Genomic DNA, 13,853 nt, shown 5'->3' on the forward strand with positions numbered 1-13,853 from the left:
ACCCTAGCAGTGGGCCGCGGATCGTTATTCCCCCGGTTCCCGCCGACAATGGAAGGCGGGCCCCGGGCGGCCACGGCAACGGGCCCCGACAGCGGCCGGGCCCTGCGGAAGGACGGCGAACCGATGGCGCCGTACATCGCGGTGAGCGCACTGAGCCACGAGGGCCTGGTGCGGGAGCACAACGAGGACAGCCTCACGGTCGGCCCCTGGACGCTCTGCGCCACGGTGACCGCCAACCCGCAGACCCTGCTCTTCCCGCTCGGCCCGCCCTGCGTGGTCGCGGTGGCCGACGGCCTCGGCGGCCACCCCGGCGGCGAGGTGGCCAGCGCGCTGGTCGCCCGCCGGCTCGCCGCCGCCGGGGGCGGGCTGGAGGACGAGGAGGCCGTCCGAGAAGAACTCCAGGAGTGCAACCGGGCGGTCCACGCGGCCACCGCCGGGGACCCCGAGCTGGCCGCGATGGGCACCACCGTCGCCGGACTGGTGCTGCTGCCCGAGCAGGGGATGGTCTTCAACGTCGGGGACAGCCGGGTCTACCGGGTCACCGGGGACGGGCTGGAGCGGGTGAGCGTGGACGACAGCCCGCCGCTGCCGCCCGGCCGGCTCACCACCTCGGTCGTCACCCAGACCCTGGGCGGCTCGCTCGGGCTCACCTTCGTGGAGCCGCACGTGCGGACCTCTCCGCTGGCCGTCGGCGACCGCTACCTGGTGTGCAGCGACGGACTGACCGACCCGGTCCCCGAGGAGGAGCTGGCCGAACTGCTCACCCGCTCGTCCGACACCTCCGAGCGGGCCGACGGGAGGGCCGCCTTCGAACTGTGGAAGGCGGCGATCGAGGCGGGCGGGCCGGACAACATCACCCTGGCGCTGGTGCGGATCGGGGAGTGACACGGCGCCCGCCCACGGCACCCCGGCACACCCGGCAAACCCGCTGGAAACGCGCGGAGGCCGTGGCGGCGATGGCCACCACGGCCTCCGGAACAGCGGGTCGAGCCCCCCGCCGTAGGCGTCGGGCTACTTGCGGAGCAGCAGGATCACCCCAGCCGTCGCCAGGCCGACCAGTACGGCGGCCACGCCGTACGCCAGGCGGTGCGCCTTCAGCACCGGCAGGAAGCGGTCCACCGCGTAGCGGCCGGGGCCGGTCAGCGCGAGGGCGGCGGCACCTGCCGTCAGCAGCAGCTCGTACTCGTTGCCCTTGGGGGCGAAGAAGCCGCCGCCCCAGGTGACGGCGATAGCGTTGACCATCGTCCCGACGACGGCGGCACCCGCCAGCGGGGTCAACAGGCCGACGGCGAGGCCGAGTCCACCCAGGATCTCGGTGAGGCCGGCGACCACGGCCATGGCGTTGCCCGCCGGGTAGCCGCTCATGGTGAAGAACTGACCGGTGCCGTCGATCCCGCCGCCCCCGAACCAGCCGAACAGCTTCTGGCTGCCGTGCGCGGCCATGGTCAGGCCGAGCACCAGGCGCAGGAGCAGGAGTCCGGCGTCGTAGGCGTGCGGGGAGGTGGCCGTGGACCCGGAGCTGTTCCGGGCCGGGCCGGCGGGGCTGGTGGCGGCGGTCGTGCTCGGGCTGTTGCTCGGCATGCGCGTCTCCATCGATCGGGGTCGGTCGTAGGGGGGTGTGGATGGCGGTGCGGCCGGGCGGGGTCTGGCATCCGCGCCAGTTGTTCAAATTTGAACCGGCCACTCCCCGACCGTACCGTGGAGTTCGAATTTGAACAACTGACGGTCCGTGAGCGACTCGCGCGGCCCGGCGGGACCGGTGCAGGGTGGAGACATGGCTCACAGCAGGCGACACCAGCGGGCCGCCCGGTCCGACACGCCGTACTCCGAGGCCCTCGCCGCCTTCGACGAGCGGGTCCGCCTGATCACTCCCGACCGGTGGGACTCCCCCACCCCGTGCGCCGACTGGTCCGTCCGCGACCTGGTCAACCACCTCACCGCCGAGCAGCTGTGGGTCCCCGAACTGCTGATGGGCACCACCACCGGCGAGGTCGGGAGCCGGTTCGACGGCGACGTGCTCGGCGACGACCCGGTCGCCGCCTGGGCGGCCGCCGCCGAGGCCGCCCGGCGGGCCTGGGAGGTGCCCGGCGCCACCGAGCTCACCGTCCACCTCTCCTTCGGCGACGTCTCCGGGCAGGACTACCTGGACCAGCTCACCACCGACCTGGTCATCCACGCCTGGGACCTCGCCGAGGGCATCGGGAAGCACACCCGGCTCCCGGGCGACCTGGTGGACTTCGCGCTCGGCGAGGTCGCGGGCCACGGCGACCTCGCCAGCAGCGGGATGTTCGACCCGCCGCTGCCGGTGCCCGAGGGCGCGAGCCCGCAGACCCGGCTACTGGCCCTCACCGGGCGGCGGGACGGCTGAGGCGCGCCCGGCCGGGGCCGGCCGGGACGGGTCACGGGTTCGGGGTCACGGTTCGGTCCGGCTCCGGGATTCCGGGTTCCGTCCGGCGGCGCCGGATACTGGACGGTACGGGGGGCAGTCCTGATCCCGGACGAGAGGCGGTCACGCCATGAGCCGCAGGCCGGACATCCTCGGCGAGTTCACCACCGACCACAAGGCGGTCACCGAGCTGCTGGACCGGGCCGAGACGGCACCGGCCGGCTCCGCCGAGCGCGCCGAGCTGGTCGCCCGGCTCACCGACCTGCTGTTCACCCACTGCGCCGCCGAGGAGGAACACCTCTTCCCGGTCGTCCAGCACGACGTGCCCGAGGGCGGGGCACTGGTCTTCCGCAGCATCCACGACCACCTGGCGATCGGGCAGTACCTCTCCGACCTGCAGGGACTCGGCCCGGCCGACCCGGCCTTCGACACCCTGCTGCGCGGCCTCGCCGACACGCTCCGGCGGCACCTGGCCGGCGAGGAGGAGGTGCTCTTCCCGGCCGCCCGCAAGGCCCTGCCCGCCGCCGCCCGCGCAGCGCTCGGCGAACGACTGCGGACGGAACGGGAGGCGCTCGACGACCCGGGATGAGGCCCCGGGCCGAGGCCAGTCCCTGCGGCGGCTCAGCCCTTGCGGCGACTCAGCCCTTGCGACGGCTCAGCCCTTGGGGCTGATCACCGCGAACCGGGCGCCCTCGCGGTCCCGCAGCCGGGCCACCCGCCCGTAGGGGGTGTCGAAGGCCGGGCCGACCACCGAACCGCCCAGCTCCACCGCCCGGGCCAGCGCCCGGTCGGCGTCCTGGACGGCGAAGGAGATCTCCCAGTGCGGCGGCGTGCCCGCCGGTCCGCCCGCCTGCTCCTTGGCCAGCGCCGCGACGCTGTGGCCCTCCGCCCGCAGCACCACCCGGTCGTGCTCCCAGCGGACCTCGAAGCGCTCCGGATCCCGGCCGTCCCAGCGGAACACCTCGCCGTAGAACAGCGCCGCCGCGAACGGGTCCGGGGTGCGCAGCTCGATCCAGACCGGCGCTCCCGGCAGGTCCAGCTTCCGGGCCCGGCCCAGCGGGCCCTCCCAGATGCCGAACACCGCGCCGGCCGGGTCCGCGGCGAAGGCGACCCGCCCGGCGTCGAAGGCCAGCGGCCCGACCGCCAGGGTGGCGCCGCGCTCGCGCACCGCGTCGGCGGCGGCGTCGGCGCTCTCCGTCCCGAAGTAGCTGGTCCAGGCGAGCGGCACCGCCCCGGTCCCCGCGAGCCCCAGACCGGCCACCGCCTCCCCGCCGGTCACCGCGTGCACGTACGGGCCGAAGCGCTCCGGCCCGGGCTCGAACTCCCAACCGAGCAGCGGGCCGTAGAAGTCCTTGGCACCCTCCAGGTCCCGGGCGATCAGGCTCACCCAGCACGGAACGGCCGCCACACAGCGCACCTTGGCGGTCGACTCCTCGCTGTCCATCGCGAACCTCCTCGCCCACCCGGCCGCCGGGCCCGTCCCGACTCCCACGACCCACCGGCCGCCCGGGACGCCCAGCCTAGGCCGACGGGGCTACCCGCCCCGGGAAGACATGGCCGGGCTCAGCGCACCCAGTTCTTCAGCGGCTCGGTGTCCAGCGAGATGCCGACGGGCTCGGGGATCCGGACGGTCTTGCCGAACGGGAGGGTCCGGACGGTCTCGTAGCGGACGCCGTCGGGCTGGCTGTGCAGGATGACCTCGGCGGAGTCCCGGTCGATCAGCAGGTAGACGGGAATTCCGGTCTCGGCGTAGGCCCGGGGCTTCTCGACTCGGTCGCGGCGGTCCGTGTCGGAGTCGAACGACGTGACCTCGGCAACCATGAGCACCTGGTCAGCAGCAGCCCAGTCACATGTGACGCAGGTCACATCGTGGCCGGAAATTACGGGGACAGATTCCCCGTTTACGAGTACGTTGGCAGAAGCGGGGAGAACTTCCCCGGTATCCTGGAGGAGCAGTAGTCATGACCACCGTCGCCGCCGAGCCGGCCGGTTCCACGGGGAGTGTGCGTACGCCGAAGCTGCGTGCGGACGCGAGCCGGAACCGGGAGCGGATCGTGCTGGCGGCCCGGGACGCGTTCGTCGAGCACGGTGCGGACGCGCCGCTGGACGAGATCGCGAAGCGGGCGGGGGTCGGCAACGCCACGCTGTACCGGAACTTCCCGGACCGGGTGGCGTTGATCCGCGAGGTGGCGCTGCTCGTCAAGAGCCGCATCCTGGCGCTCGCCGAGACGGCGACGGCGGAGGCGGACGCACCTGACGGCGGCGGCCCGTTCGACGCCCTGCAGCGGTTCGTGCACGCGACCGTCGCGGAGAAGATCGGCGGCCTCTGCACCCTCTTCAGTAGCCACATCGATCCGCACGACCCGGACCTGACCGAGGTCCGGGAGCGCCTGAGGTCCGCCGTGGGCGGGCTGATGGAGCGCGCCCGGGCCGCGGGTGAGCTCCGGCCGGACGTCGACCACGGTGACCTGTTCATCGCGATGAGCCAGCTGACCCGACCGCTGCCGAACACCTCCTGCCGGCTGCTCGACGAGTTCGTCCACCGGCACCTGCAGATCTTCCTGGACGGTCTGCGCACGCCCGTCCGCTCGGTCCTGCCCGGCCGCGCCGCGACCTTCGAGGACCTCCAGCCCAAGAACTGACCGACCACCAGCACCGCCCGACGCACCACCGACCGGCGCCGCGTCTCCCGACGCGTTCGCGCGCCCTCGCACCCGTACGGCAACCTGCCGTTCCCGTACGGCAGTTGACCGTTCTCGCACACCCACGCACCGTGAAATGGGTACCCCCATGTCTCAGACCGACGCCCGCCCGGCGACGCTCCCCGATCCCAGGCGCTGGAAGGCGCTGATCTTCATCGGCCTCGCCCAGCTGATGGTCGTCCTCGACGCCACCATCGTGAACATCGCCCTGCCGTCCGCCCAGCGGGACCTGGGCATATCCGACGGCAACCGCCAGTGGGTGATCACCGCCTACGCGCTGGCCTTCGGCGGCCTGCTGCTCTTCGGCGGCCGGATCGCGGACCTCTGGGGCCGCAAGCGGACCTTCATCGTCGGCCTGACCGGCTTCGCCCTGGCGTCCGCGCTCGGCGGCGCCGCGGTCAACACCGCGATGCTGCTCGGCTCCCGCGCCCTCCAGGGCGTGTTCGGCGCGCTGCTGGCGCCCGCCGCACTGTCACTGCTCGCGGTGACCTTCACCGAGGCCAAGGAGCGCGCCAAGGCCTTCGGCATCTACGGCGCGATCGCCGGTGGCGGTGGCGCCATCGGGCTGATCCTCGGCGGCTTCCTGACCGAGTACATGAACTGGCGTTGGACCTTCTTCGTCAACATCCCGTTCGCCGTCGTGGCCGCCACGGGCGCCGTCATGGTGATCCGCGAGCCCGCCGAGGGCCGCAACCGCAACAAGCTGGACGTCCCCGGCGTGCTGCTGGTGACCACCGGCCTGGTCTCCCTGGTGTACGGATTCACCCGCGCCGAGTCCAACGGCTGGACGGCCGGCAGCACCCTGGGCCTGTTCGCCGCGGCCGTCGTGCTGCTGACCGCCTTCGCCGTCGTCGAGCGCACCGTCAAGGCCCCGCTGCTGCCGCTGCGCGTGGTCCTGGACCGCAACCGCGGCGGGGTGTACCTGTCGCTGGGCATGGCCGTGATCGGCATGTTCGGTCTGTTCCTCTTCCTGACCTACTACCTGCAGGTGGTGCGCGGTTACAGCCCGGTGCTGACCGGCGTGGCCTTCCTGCCGATGGTGGCGGGCATGATCACCGGCTCGACCCAGATCGGTGCCCGGCTGATGACCCGCGTCCCGGCGCGCTTCCTGATGGCGCCCGGCTTCCTGACCGCCTCGATCGGCATGTTCCTGCTGACCCACATCGGCCTGGACACCTCGTACCCGGCGCTGATCCTGCCCGGCCTGATCCTGATGGGCCTCGGCATGGGCACCGCCTTCATGCCGGCCATGAGCCTGGCCACCCACGGCGTCCAGCCGCGGGACGCGGGCGTGGCCTCGGCCATGGTCAACACCTCGCAGCAGGTCGGCGGCGCCATCGGCACCGCGCTGCTGAACACCATCGCGGCCAGCGCCACCACCACGTGGCTGACCTCGCACGCCCACGCCCTGGCCACCGCCGCCTCGCCCGAGGCCGCCAAGGCCCTGCAGTTCCAGGGCATGGTGCACGGCTTCACCACCGCGATCTGGGTCTCGTTCGGGATCCTGGTGGCGGCCGCCACGGTCGCCTTCACCTTCATCAACGCCGGTCGCCCCGGCGCCACGGGTGCGGGCACCGGCTCGGACGCGGCGAAGGTCGACGAGGTGCCGGTGCTGGTGCACTGACCCGCGCCGCCCCTCGGGGCGCCGCCCGTCCCGGTCACATGGGTGCGTTCGCGGCCCGTCCGGTGTCTCCCCGACACCGGGCGGGCCGCTCGGCGTTTCCGCCCCGGCCGTCCCGGCGAACGGCCCCCGGGTAGAAGTGGGGATTGCTCCCCGATTATTGTGACCCCAGTGCGAATCGGGGAACTATCCCCGTTTCCTTCGGACTGAGGTGCGTGCACATGACCCGGAATCAGAACCCAGGGCGGGGGCGGCGGGCTGCCGACTGGGCGGACGGCCGGCTGGGGATCCACACCCTGGCCAGGGCCAACCTGCGGAAGATCTTCCCGGACCACTGGTCCTTCATGCTGGGCGAGATCTGCCTCTACACCTTCCTGATCATCATCCTGACCGGCGTCTGGCTGACCCTGTTCTTCAAGCCCAGCATGGGCGAGGTGGTCTACAGCGGCTCGTACGTCCCGCTCAAGGGCGTCTCGATGTCCGAGGCCTACGCCTCCACCGTGGACATCAGCTTCGAGGTCCGCGGCGGGCTGCTGATCCGGCAGATCCACCACTGGGCGGCGATCGTCTTCGTGGCGGCCATGTTCGTCCACATGATGCGGGTGTTCTTCACCGGCGCCTTCCGGAAGCCGCGCGAGATCAACTGGGTCTTCGGCTTCCTGCTGCTGTTCCTCGGCATGCTGGACGGCTTCTTCGGCTACTCGCTCCCTGACGACCTGCTCTCCGGCACCGGCATCCGGTTCATCGAGGGCGTGGTACTGGCCGTGCCGCTGGTCGGCACGTACGTCCAGATGTTCCTGTTCGGCGGGGAGTTCCCCGGGCACGACATCATCCCGAGGTTCTTCACCATCCACGTGCTGCTGGTGCCCGGCATCATGCTCGGACTGCTGGTGGCCCACCTGATCCTGGTCTTCCACCACAAGCACACCCAGTGGGCCGGGCCCGGCAGGACCGAGCAGAACGTGGTCGGCATGCCGCTGATGCCGGTCTACGCGGCCAAGGCCGGCGGCTTCTTCTTCCTGGTCTTCGGGATCGTCGCGCTGATGTCCGCGGTCGCCACCGTCAACCCGATCTGGGCGTACGGGCCCTACCGTCCGGACCAGGTCTCCACCGACGCCCAGCCGGACTGGTACATGGGCTTCGCCGAGGGCCTGATCCGGGTGATGCCCGGCTGGGAGATCGGCCTGTGGGGGCACACCCTCAACCTCGGGGTGCTGATCCCGTTCACGCTGTTCCCGGTGATCCTCGGCGCGATCGCGGTCCACCCGTTCGTCGAGAGCTGGGTGACCGACGACGGGCGCGAGCGCCACCTGCTCGACCGGCCGCGCAACGCGCCCGTGCGCACCGCCCTCGGCGCGGCCTGGATCAGCCACTACCTGGTGATGCTCGCGGGCGGCGGGAACGACCTCATCGCCACCCACCTCCACCTGTCGCTCAACGCGATCACCTACGCGGTGCGGATCGGCTTCTTCGTCGTCCCGGTGGCCGTCTTCGTGGTCACCAAGCGCTGGTGCCTGGGCCTGCAGCGGCGGGACCGCGACAAGGTGCTGCACGGGCGGGAGACCGGCATCGTCCGCCGGCTGCCGCACGGCGAGTACACCGAGGTGCACGCCGGGCTCGCGCCCGCCGAACTGCACCGGCTCACCGCCCACGAACAGCCCCGCCCCCTCGAACTGCCGCCCGCGGTGGACGAGAATGGTGTGGCCCGACCGGCGGGCGCACTCACCCGCACCCGCGTACGGCTGTCCCGCGGATTCCACGGCGAGCACGCCCGGATCCCCAGGCCCACCGCCGAGGAGTACCGCGAGATCACCGAGGGCCACGGTCACCACTGACCCGCCCCCCGCGAGAGGGAGGAGATCATGCACGACCGAACCGACCGGCTGGCCGACAGCAGGTACCTGCTGCTGACCACCTTCGGCGACGACGGCAGCCGACAGGACTCGCAGCTGTGGGTCGTGCCCGACGGCACGGCGCTCGGCGTCTGGACCCCCGCCCACTCCGGCGAGGCCGAACGGATCCGGCGTCACCCCCGGGTGCTGATCGGCCCCTGCGACGCCCACGGACGCCCGACCGGCCGCCGGCTCCCGGCCCGCGCCCGGCTCTGCGACCCCGACGCGACCGCGCGCTACCGCACCTCGCTGATCAACAAGTACGGCCTGACCGCGCTGGTCGCGCTGGCCCGCAGCCGGTTCCGGGTGGGGCTGGCCGGGACGGTCGGGATCCGGATCACGCTGAACGAGCTGGAACAGCGGCTGGTCGGGCCGGAGTGGCGCCCGCCGGCCACGTACTGCGTCAACTGACCTCCGGCACGCGCCGGTTGGCCAGCCGAGTGCCGGGACCCGTGGGGACACGGGCCCGGCACTCGGCGTTTCCCCGGCTCAGGTCCCCTCGTCCGGCGCCCGTGCCAGGTCCCCCGGTTCGCAGGCCTCGCGACCGGTCCCCACGTGCACCACCTTGACCGCCCGCTCGGGCCCGCCGGGGACGACCTGCTGCTCGTGCCCGCACCGCGGGCAGATCAGCGGGATGCGCGGGCGCTCCGGATCCCGTCCGGCCTGGTCACCGGCGGGGTGCGGGGCGGTCACGAGAGCGGATGGGTCGGGACCGGGCTGACCTCCTGGATCTCCCCGTGCGCCTTGGAGAGCAGCTGCGAGGCGAGGTCGTTGAGCGCGCGGGCCCCCGCGATCTCCTCGCCGACCCGCAGCTGTTCCGGGTCGGAGGGGTGGCGGCTGCTGTAGCCGTGGGCACGCAGTTCGCTCCCGTCGCCGAGCCTGAGCAGGGCGGCGGCGGTCGTCCGCGGGCCGTCCTCGCGGAACTCCATCTCGATGTGCCAACCGACCAGAGTCTGCATGGCGGATCACCTCCATCGGTTACCCCTCCAGAGTGCGCCGCGCCCCACGTGAACACCAGGCCAGCCGGGCCGAGGCCTAGTTGAACACGTTCAACTCGACGGCGTAGAGTCAGCGCGAAAGCTTATTTGAACGCGTTCAAGAGAGGGTGCGTCCGCCGTGGGCAAGGGCACGACCGAACTGGTGGACCTGCTGGTCCTGCTCGGCATGGGCGCCGTCCTGCCGCTCGGGCTGGCCCTGATCGGCGAACCCGGACTCGCCCGGATCCGGCGGCTCTGGCCGCTCGCGGCCGTCCCCGGAGCGCTCTCGCTCTGGCTGCCGCGCGGTGCCCTGGCCACCGGCAGCGCCACCCTGTACGCCCTGGGCACCCTGCTGGTGGCCCTGCACGCGCCGCTGCGGCTGGCCCGGACCCGCTCACTCGCCCCCGCCGAGGTCGCCGTGCTCACCGCGCTGGCCGCGCCCTCGGTGGCCGGCGTCGCCCTGGTCGCCGAGCGCTCCGGCTACCCGCTGTTCGGCTTCGAACCGCACATCCTGGCGCTGACCGTCCCGCACTTCCACTACGCCGGCTTCACCGCCGCGCTGGTCGCCGGGCTGGTCTGCCGCGCCGACCACCGCTCGCGGCCGGCCCGCTGCGCGGCGCTCAGCGTCCCGGCGGGCACCCTGCTGGTGCTGGCCGGGTACTTCCTGGGCAACTGGTGGCAGTTCGCCGGAGCCATCGTCCTGAGCACCGGGATGTGGCTGGTCGGCCTCATCAGCTGGCGCCAACTGCGGCCCCGGGCGGCCGACCGGGCCACCGCCCGGCTGCTCGCAGCCTCCTCCGCCGTCCTGGCCCTCACCATGCTGCTGGCCCTGTGGTGGGCGCTCGGCCGGGCCGCCGGGCTCCCCCACCCCACCCTCGGCTGGATGGCCGCCACCCACGGCCTGGGCAACGCCCTCGGCTTCGCCCTCTGCGCGCTCCTCGCCTGGCGCCGGATCGGCGACGTCAACCACCTGAACGGCACGGAGACCCCTCGATGAACCACCACGGCCACCACGGCCACCCCGGCCGCCGCGGCGACGACTACAGCTACCCCGAGCAGGGTGCCAGCCGCACCGGTGACCTGCCCGCCGGCTACCGCCACCTGCGCCACCGGGCCCGGATCGGCCACGGCCGCGCCGCCCTCGACGTCGCCGGAGCCGCCCTGCTCGGCTGGCGGATGCACCGCCTGGCCGGCGTCCGGATCGACGCGGAGGCCGAGGAGGCCGGCCCCGGTGTCGCCGTGCGCTGCGCCATCGGCCTCGGCCCGCTGCGGGCCGACGCGCCCAACCGGGTGCTGGCCGCCGTCAACGGCCCGGACCGGTACGGCTTCACCTACGGGACCAGGCACGGGCACCCGGGCCGGGGCGAGGAGACCTTCCTGGTCGAACTCGCCCCCGACGGCGCCGTCTGGTTCAGCGTCACCGCGTTCAGCCGCCCGGTCGCCTGGTGGGCCCGGCTGGCCGGTCCGCTGTTCCCGCTCCTCCAGCACGCCTTCGCCCGGCGCTGCGGGCGGGTGCTGGCCGCGATCGCGGCCGACGCGGTGTGAAACGGCTGGTCGAGCCGTTCGGGCCTGCGGCATCATCGCCGGATGATCTCGATGCAGCCGGTCCTGGAGATGGCCGCCCCCGACAAGGACTTCGCGCTCTGGCCGACGGGGCCCTTCGAGCCGTACGGGTTCCTGCCCCTGGACGGGCGGTTGGCGCCGCAGGACATCGGCTCGGCCATGTGGCGGATCGCCGGCGCCAACGAGGACGCCCCCGAGGGCAGCCCGGTGGGCGATCCGCTGGAGGCCTTCCTGCACGGGCTGTTCACCGCGGACCACCTGCTCGCCCCCGGCGGCTTCCGGGTCACGGACGGTGCCACCGGCGCCGTCTTCGCACCGGGCTGCTGCAACGGCCTGGAGGAGTGGCGCGAGTGGCTGGAGGTGACGGACGGCTCCGGCGAGGGCTGGTTCGGCCACGACCCCCACGCGGCGGCCGAACGCCTCGACGGCACCGTGCGGTTGACGGCGGACACCCGGACCGGGGGCGGCCCGGTGATCGAGCTGCCGGTGGACCGGCTGCGCCGACTGCTCGCCGGGGCCGAGCAGGACCTGCGCGACTTCGTCCGCCTGGCGGGCGGCTGGGCCGAGCGGCAGCTCCCGGGGCACGCCCCGGCCGTCACCGCCGCCCTGACCCGGGCCCTCGCCCTGGAGGCCGCACCGTGACCAGCTTCCTCACCCACCGCGCCCGGGTGCACGACACCGCCCTCCCGCCGTACCGGCGGCACAGCGCCCTGCGGACCTGCCTGACCGAGTTCGCCCCGTACGGCCTCCGGGCGACGTACCACCACCTCACCGTCGCGGCGCGGATGCCCCGGCTCCTGGAGGCCGACCCGGCCTCGCTGGTGCGGGCGGTGGAGGAGCTCGACGAGGCGCGGGTGCTGTGGCTGGCCCGGGCCGGGGAGTACGCGGCGCGGCGGCGGGCGGAGAAACGGGCCGGGCGACGCGCGCCGGCGACGAGGGCGTGGTGGGAGCGCCCGGGGCCGGGTTCGCCCGACGCGCTCTGGTACGACGACCCGTTCCTGCACCCGCGGTTGAGCCTGCCCGACTACGTCCGGCGGCAGAACGCGCTGCTGGACGGGGCCGAGCTGCCCGGTTGTCCGGCCTGCGGGGAGGAGGGGCCGCCGGTACCGGTGCCGACCGGCCACGGCCGGGCCGCGCTGTGCCGCTGCTGCGCACGGGTGCTGTCGCCCTGCCCGTGCGGCCGGTGGCACGGCTTCGAGCCGCAGCTGCGGGTCGGCTGGAGCCGGGCCTGGCGGCGGGAGCACATGACCGCCGGCGGTGAACCGAACCCGCACTGGCCGACCCGCCTCGGGGCGGCCCGGGTCGAGTGGCTGGCCGCGTACCAGTCACCGCACGGGCCGTACTGAGCCCGTCCGGGCGCGGAAGGGGCTTCCGGTCAGGCCGTGTGGGCCGGGACGGCGACCAGCAGGGCGTCGGTGCCCTGGATCCGCACCTCGAAGTGGTCGATGTCGTGCGGCTGGAGGGCCGCGCCACCGGTGGTGCGCAGCGTCCCCCGGTCGTCGGTTCGGTCGTAGCCGTCGGCCGGGACGCTCCAGGTGGTGACCGTCTGACGCTCGCCGCTGTGCGAGACTGCGACCAGGTGGCAGGTCAACGGTCCTTGCACGCCCGATAGTTGGAGGTCGACCTGACTGCCCCAGGCCTTGCCGTCGATGCCGACGGTGGCTTTGGCGCCGGTGGTCGGGTCGGTGGCGATGAACCGTTCGGCGACGGCCACCGCGGCGGGTGTGGTCTGGGCGGTGAGCACCGCGGCCGTGACGGCCGGGCCCGCCGCGACCATCGCGGTCGCGGCCACGGCGAGGGCCAGCCGCCGGATCCGACCCCGCCGCCGGCAGGCCCTGATCTCGGCGACCAGCCGGTCCAGGAGCGGGCCGTCCGGCATCGGCGCCGGCCCGGCCGGGTCCAGTCCGGTGGCCGTCACCGAGGCGCAGTACTGGGCCAACAGGCGCTCCACCGTGGCAAGTTGCTCGGCCTGCTCGATGCACTGCGGGCAGCCCGTCAGATGCCCTTCGAACTCGGCTCGCTCGGCGGGCTCCAGCACGTCGAGGACGTAGGCTCCGACGTCCTCGTGCTGCGGGCCGACCGGCAGGCCGGGGCAGGGGACGGGCCGCTCGGTCACGATGTCACTCCCCGTTCCTCCAGCGCGAGCCTGAGCGAGCGCAGTGCGTAGAACACCCGCGACCGGACGGTCCCGGCCGGGATGCCCAGTTCGACGGCCGCCTCCTTCGCGGTACGGCCCTTGAGGTAGGTCTCGGCGATGATCTCCCGGTGGGCGGGCGAGAGGTCGGCGAGCGCGTCGGCGATGGTCATCATCCGCAGGGCGCGGTCGATCTCGTCCTCGGCGGGCAGTTGCTCCAGGCCCTCGGTGTCGACCTCGCGCGGCCGGGCGCGGGCGCTGCGGTGGTCGTCGATCACGATCCGGCGGGCGACGGTGACCAGCCAGGGCCGCAGCGAGCCGTTCTGCGGGTCGAGCCGGTGGATGTTGCGCCAGGCCCGGACCAGCGTCTCCTGGACGACGTCCTCGGCACGCTGGCGGTCGCCCGCGACCAGGTGGAGGACGAAGGCGAAAAGTGGACCGGCGTGCTCGTGGTACAGGGCCCGCATCAGTTCCTCGTCGGCGGCCCCCGTGCCGTGTGCGGCAGAACCGCCGGCAGGGTGCTCATCGGTCACGACTTCATCCTTGCGCACCCCGGCCGCCCGGGCGAGGGCGGTGAT

Annotated in this window: 17 protein-coding genes and 1 pseudogene; 11 read left to right on the forward strand and 7 right to left on the reverse strand. The window is 73.4% G+C overall.

All coding sequences use genetic code 11. From position 1 onward, the window contains the following. The first annotated feature begins 123 nt into the window (after positions 1-123). On the forward strand, positions 124-885 hold the full coding sequence (locus ACIRVF_RS34025) for a PP2C family protein-serine/threonine phosphatase (protein WP_402826684.1): 762 nt from the start codon (positions 124-126) through the stop codon (positions 883-885). 126 nt (positions 886-1,011) lie between these two features. Here ACIRVF_RS34025 and ACIRVF_RS34030 read toward each other — a convergent pair whose 3' ends face one another. Further along, the gene (locus ACIRVF_RS34030) at positions 1,012-1,581 is read right to left on the reverse strand and encodes a DoxX family protein (protein ID WP_402826687.1); all 570 of its coding nucleotides are present in this window, start codon (positions 1,579-1,581) and stop codon (positions 1,012-1,014) included. A gap of 193 nt (positions 1,582-1,774) precedes the next feature. On the opposite strand from ACIRVF_RS34030, the gene ACIRVF_RS34035 reads away from it, so the two are divergent. Beyond that, positions 1,775-2,368 (forward strand): TIGR03086 family metal-binding protein, encoded by a 594-nt coding sequence (locus tag ACIRVF_RS34035; RefSeq protein ID WP_402826690.1) that lies wholly within the window; start codon positions 1,775-1,777, stop codon positions 2,366-2,368. A 148-nt stretch (positions 2,369-2,516) separates the two neighbouring features. Then, complete coding sequence (locus ACIRVF_RS34040; RefSeq protein ID WP_402826692.1) at positions 2,517-2,975, forward strand: hemerythrin domain-containing protein; 459 nt, start codon at positions 2,517-2,519, stop codon at positions 2,973-2,975. A gap of 66 nt (positions 2,976-3,041) precedes the next feature. Here the strand turns inward: ACIRVF_RS34040 and ACIRVF_RS34045 are convergent, their stop codons facing one another. Then, positions 3,042-3,830 carry a VOC family protein gene (locus ACIRVF_RS34045; RefSeq protein WP_402826695.1) on the reverse strand — a complete coding sequence of 263 codons (789 nt, stop codon included), beginning with the start codon at positions 3,828-3,830 and terminating at the stop codon, positions 3,042-3,044. 119 nt (positions 3,831-3,949) lie between these two features. Continuing rightward, positions 3,950-4,222, reverse strand: a pseudogene (locus tag ACIRVF_RS34050) (Uma2 family endonuclease); the annotation flags it as partial. Positions 4,223-4,347: 125 nt separating this feature from the next. Here ACIRVF_RS34050 and ACIRVF_RS34055 point away from each other — a divergent pair. The 4 genes from ACIRVF_RS34055 to ACIRVF_RS34070 all read left to right on the forward strand — a co-directional run bounded on the left by ACIRVF_RS34055 (position 4,348) and on the right by ACIRVF_RS34070 (position 9,012). Then, on the forward strand, positions 4,348-5,028 hold the full coding sequence (locus ACIRVF_RS34055) for a TetR/AcrR family transcriptional regulator (RefSeq protein ID WP_402826697.1): 681 nt from the start codon (positions 4,348-4,350) through the stop codon (positions 5,026-5,028). A 148-nt stretch (positions 5,029-5,176) separates the two neighbouring features. Further along, positions 5,177-6,712, forward strand: coding sequence for an MFS transporter (locus ACIRVF_RS34060; protein WP_402826699.1), 1,536 nt, complete (start codon positions 5,177-5,179; stop codon positions 6,710-6,712). Positions 6,713-6,930: 218 nt separating this feature from the next. Further along, positions 6,931-8,544, forward strand: coding sequence for a cytochrome bc complex cytochrome b subunit (locus ACIRVF_RS34065; RefSeq protein ID WP_402826702.1), 1,614 nt, complete (start codon positions 6,931-6,933; stop codon positions 8,542-8,544). Between the two features lie 27 nt (positions 8,545-8,571). Next, a complete protein-coding gene (locus ACIRVF_RS34070) occupies positions 8,572-9,012 on the forward strand; it encodes a PPOX class F420-dependent oxidoreductase (RefSeq protein ID WP_402826705.1) in 441 nt (146 codons plus the stop codon). A gap of 78 nt (positions 9,013-9,090) precedes the next feature. Here the strand turns inward: ACIRVF_RS34070 and ACIRVF_RS34075 are convergent, their stop codons facing one another. After that, positions 9,091-9,294, reverse strand: coding sequence for a hypothetical protein (locus ACIRVF_RS34075; protein WP_402826707.1), 204 nt, complete (start codon positions 9,292-9,294; stop codon positions 9,091-9,093). Continuing rightward, the gene (locus ACIRVF_RS34080; protein WP_030281392.1) at positions 9,291-9,560 is read right to left on the reverse strand and encodes a DUF1876 domain-containing protein; all 270 of its coding nucleotides are present in this window, start codon (positions 9,558-9,560) and stop codon (positions 9,291-9,293) included. Before ACIRVF_RS34080 ends, ACIRVF_RS34075 begins: the two co-directional genes overlap by 4 nt. A 205-nt stretch (positions 9,561-9,765) precedes the next feature. On the opposite strand from ACIRVF_RS34080, the gene ACIRVF_RS34085 reads away from it, so the two are divergent. Genes ACIRVF_RS34085 through ACIRVF_RS34100 form a run of 4 tightly spaced genes read left to right on the forward strand, consistent with a single transcriptional unit; the run spans position 9,766 to position 12,487 of the window. Next, positions 9,766-10,575, forward strand: coding sequence for a YndJ family protein (locus ACIRVF_RS34085; protein WP_402826985.1), 810 nt, complete (start codon positions 9,766-9,768; stop codon positions 10,573-10,575). Next, positions 10,572-11,123, forward strand: a complete 552-nt coding sequence (locus tag ACIRVF_RS34090; RefSeq protein WP_402826710.1) for a DUF1990 family protein — start codon at positions 10,572-10,574, stop codon at positions 11,121-11,123. Before ACIRVF_RS34085 ends, ACIRVF_RS34090 begins: the two co-directional genes overlap by 4 nt. A gap of 42 nt (positions 11,124-11,165) precedes the next feature. Further along, positions 11,166-11,783, forward strand: a complete 618-nt coding sequence (locus ACIRVF_RS34095) for a hypothetical protein (RefSeq protein ID WP_402826713.1) — start codon at positions 11,166-11,168, stop codon at positions 11,781-11,783. Further along, positions 11,780-12,487, forward strand: coding sequence for a hypothetical protein (locus ACIRVF_RS34100; RefSeq protein ID WP_402826716.1), 708 nt, complete (start codon positions 11,780-11,782; stop codon positions 12,485-12,487). The genes ACIRVF_RS34095 and ACIRVF_RS34100 overlap by 4 nt, the downstream gene beginning before the upstream one ends. Before the next feature lie 29 nt (positions 12,488-12,516). Here the strand turns inward: ACIRVF_RS34100 and ACIRVF_RS34105 are convergent, their stop codons facing one another. Together ACIRVF_RS34105 and ACIRVF_RS34110 are read right to left on the reverse strand one after the other, a co-directional pair. Then, positions 12,517-13,257, reverse strand: coding sequence for an anti-sigma factor family protein (locus tag ACIRVF_RS34105; protein ID WP_402826719.1), 741 nt, complete (start codon positions 13,255-13,257; stop codon positions 12,517-12,519). Continuing rightward, positions 13,254-13,826 carry a sigma-70 family RNA polymerase sigma factor gene (locus ACIRVF_RS34110; RefSeq protein ID WP_402826722.1) on the reverse strand — a complete coding sequence of 191 codons (573 nt, stop codon included), beginning with the start codon at positions 13,824-13,826 and terminating at the stop codon, positions 13,254-13,256. Before ACIRVF_RS34110 ends, ACIRVF_RS34105 begins: the two co-directional genes overlap by 4 nt. Between the last annotated feature and the right edge of the window lie 27 nt (positions 13,827-13,853).

Origin of the sequence: Kitasatospora sp. NPDC101157 (genome assembly GCF_044768255.1) — a bacterium.
In the GTDB taxonomy this organism is placed as follows: Bacteria; Actinomycetota; Actinomycetes; order Streptomycetales; family Streptomycetaceae; genus Kitasatospora.

Coding starts and splice junctions, on each gene's coding strand:
- ACIRVF_RS34025 (WP_402826684.1), top strand. CDS start 124: ATGGCGCCGTACATCGCGGTGAGCGCACTGAGCCACGAGGGCCTGGTG.
- ACIRVF_RS34030 (WP_402826687.1), bottom strand. CDS start 1,581: ATGCCGAGCAACAGCCCGAGCACGACCGCCGCCACCAGCCCCGCCGGC.
- ACIRVF_RS34035 (WP_402826690.1), top strand. CDS start 1,775: ATGGCTCACAGCAGGCGACACCAGCGGGCCGCCCGGTCCGACACGCCG.
- ACIRVF_RS34040 (WP_402826692.1), top strand. CDS start 2,517: ATGAGCCGCAGGCCGGACATCCTCGGCGAGTTCACCACCGACCACAAG.
- ACIRVF_RS34045 (WP_402826695.1), bottom strand. CDS start 3,830: ATGGACAGCGAGGAGTCGACCGCCAAGGTGCGCTGTGTGGCGGCCGTT.
- ACIRVF_RS34055 (WP_402826697.1), top strand. CDS start 4,348: ATGACCACCGTCGCCGCCGAGCCGGCCGGTTCCACGGGGAGTGTGCGT.
- ACIRVF_RS34060 (WP_402826699.1), top strand. CDS start 5,177: ATGTCTCAGACCGACGCCCGCCCGGCGACGCTCCCCGATCCCAGGCGC.
- ACIRVF_RS34065 (WP_402826702.1), top strand. CDS start 6,931: ATGACCCGGAATCAGAACCCAGGGCGGGGGCGGCGGGCTGCCGACTGG.
- ACIRVF_RS34070 (WP_402826705.1), top strand. CDS start 8,572: ATGCACGACCGAACCGACCGGCTGGCCGACAGCAGGTACCTGCTGCTG.
- ACIRVF_RS34080 (WP_030281392.1), bottom strand. CDS start 9,560: ATGCAGACTCTGGTCGGTTGGCACATCGAGATGGAGTTCCGCGAGGAC.
- ACIRVF_RS34085 (WP_402826985.1), top strand. CDS start 9,766: ATGGGCGCCGTCCTGCCGCTCGGGCTGGCCCTGATCGGCGAACCCGGA.
- ACIRVF_RS34090 (WP_402826710.1), top strand. CDS start 10,572: ATGAACCACCACGGCCACCACGGCCACCCCGGCCGCCGCGGCGACGAC.
- ACIRVF_RS34095 (WP_402826713.1), top strand. CDS start 11,166: ATGATCTCGATGCAGCCGGTCCTGGAGATGGCCGCCCCCGACAAGGAC.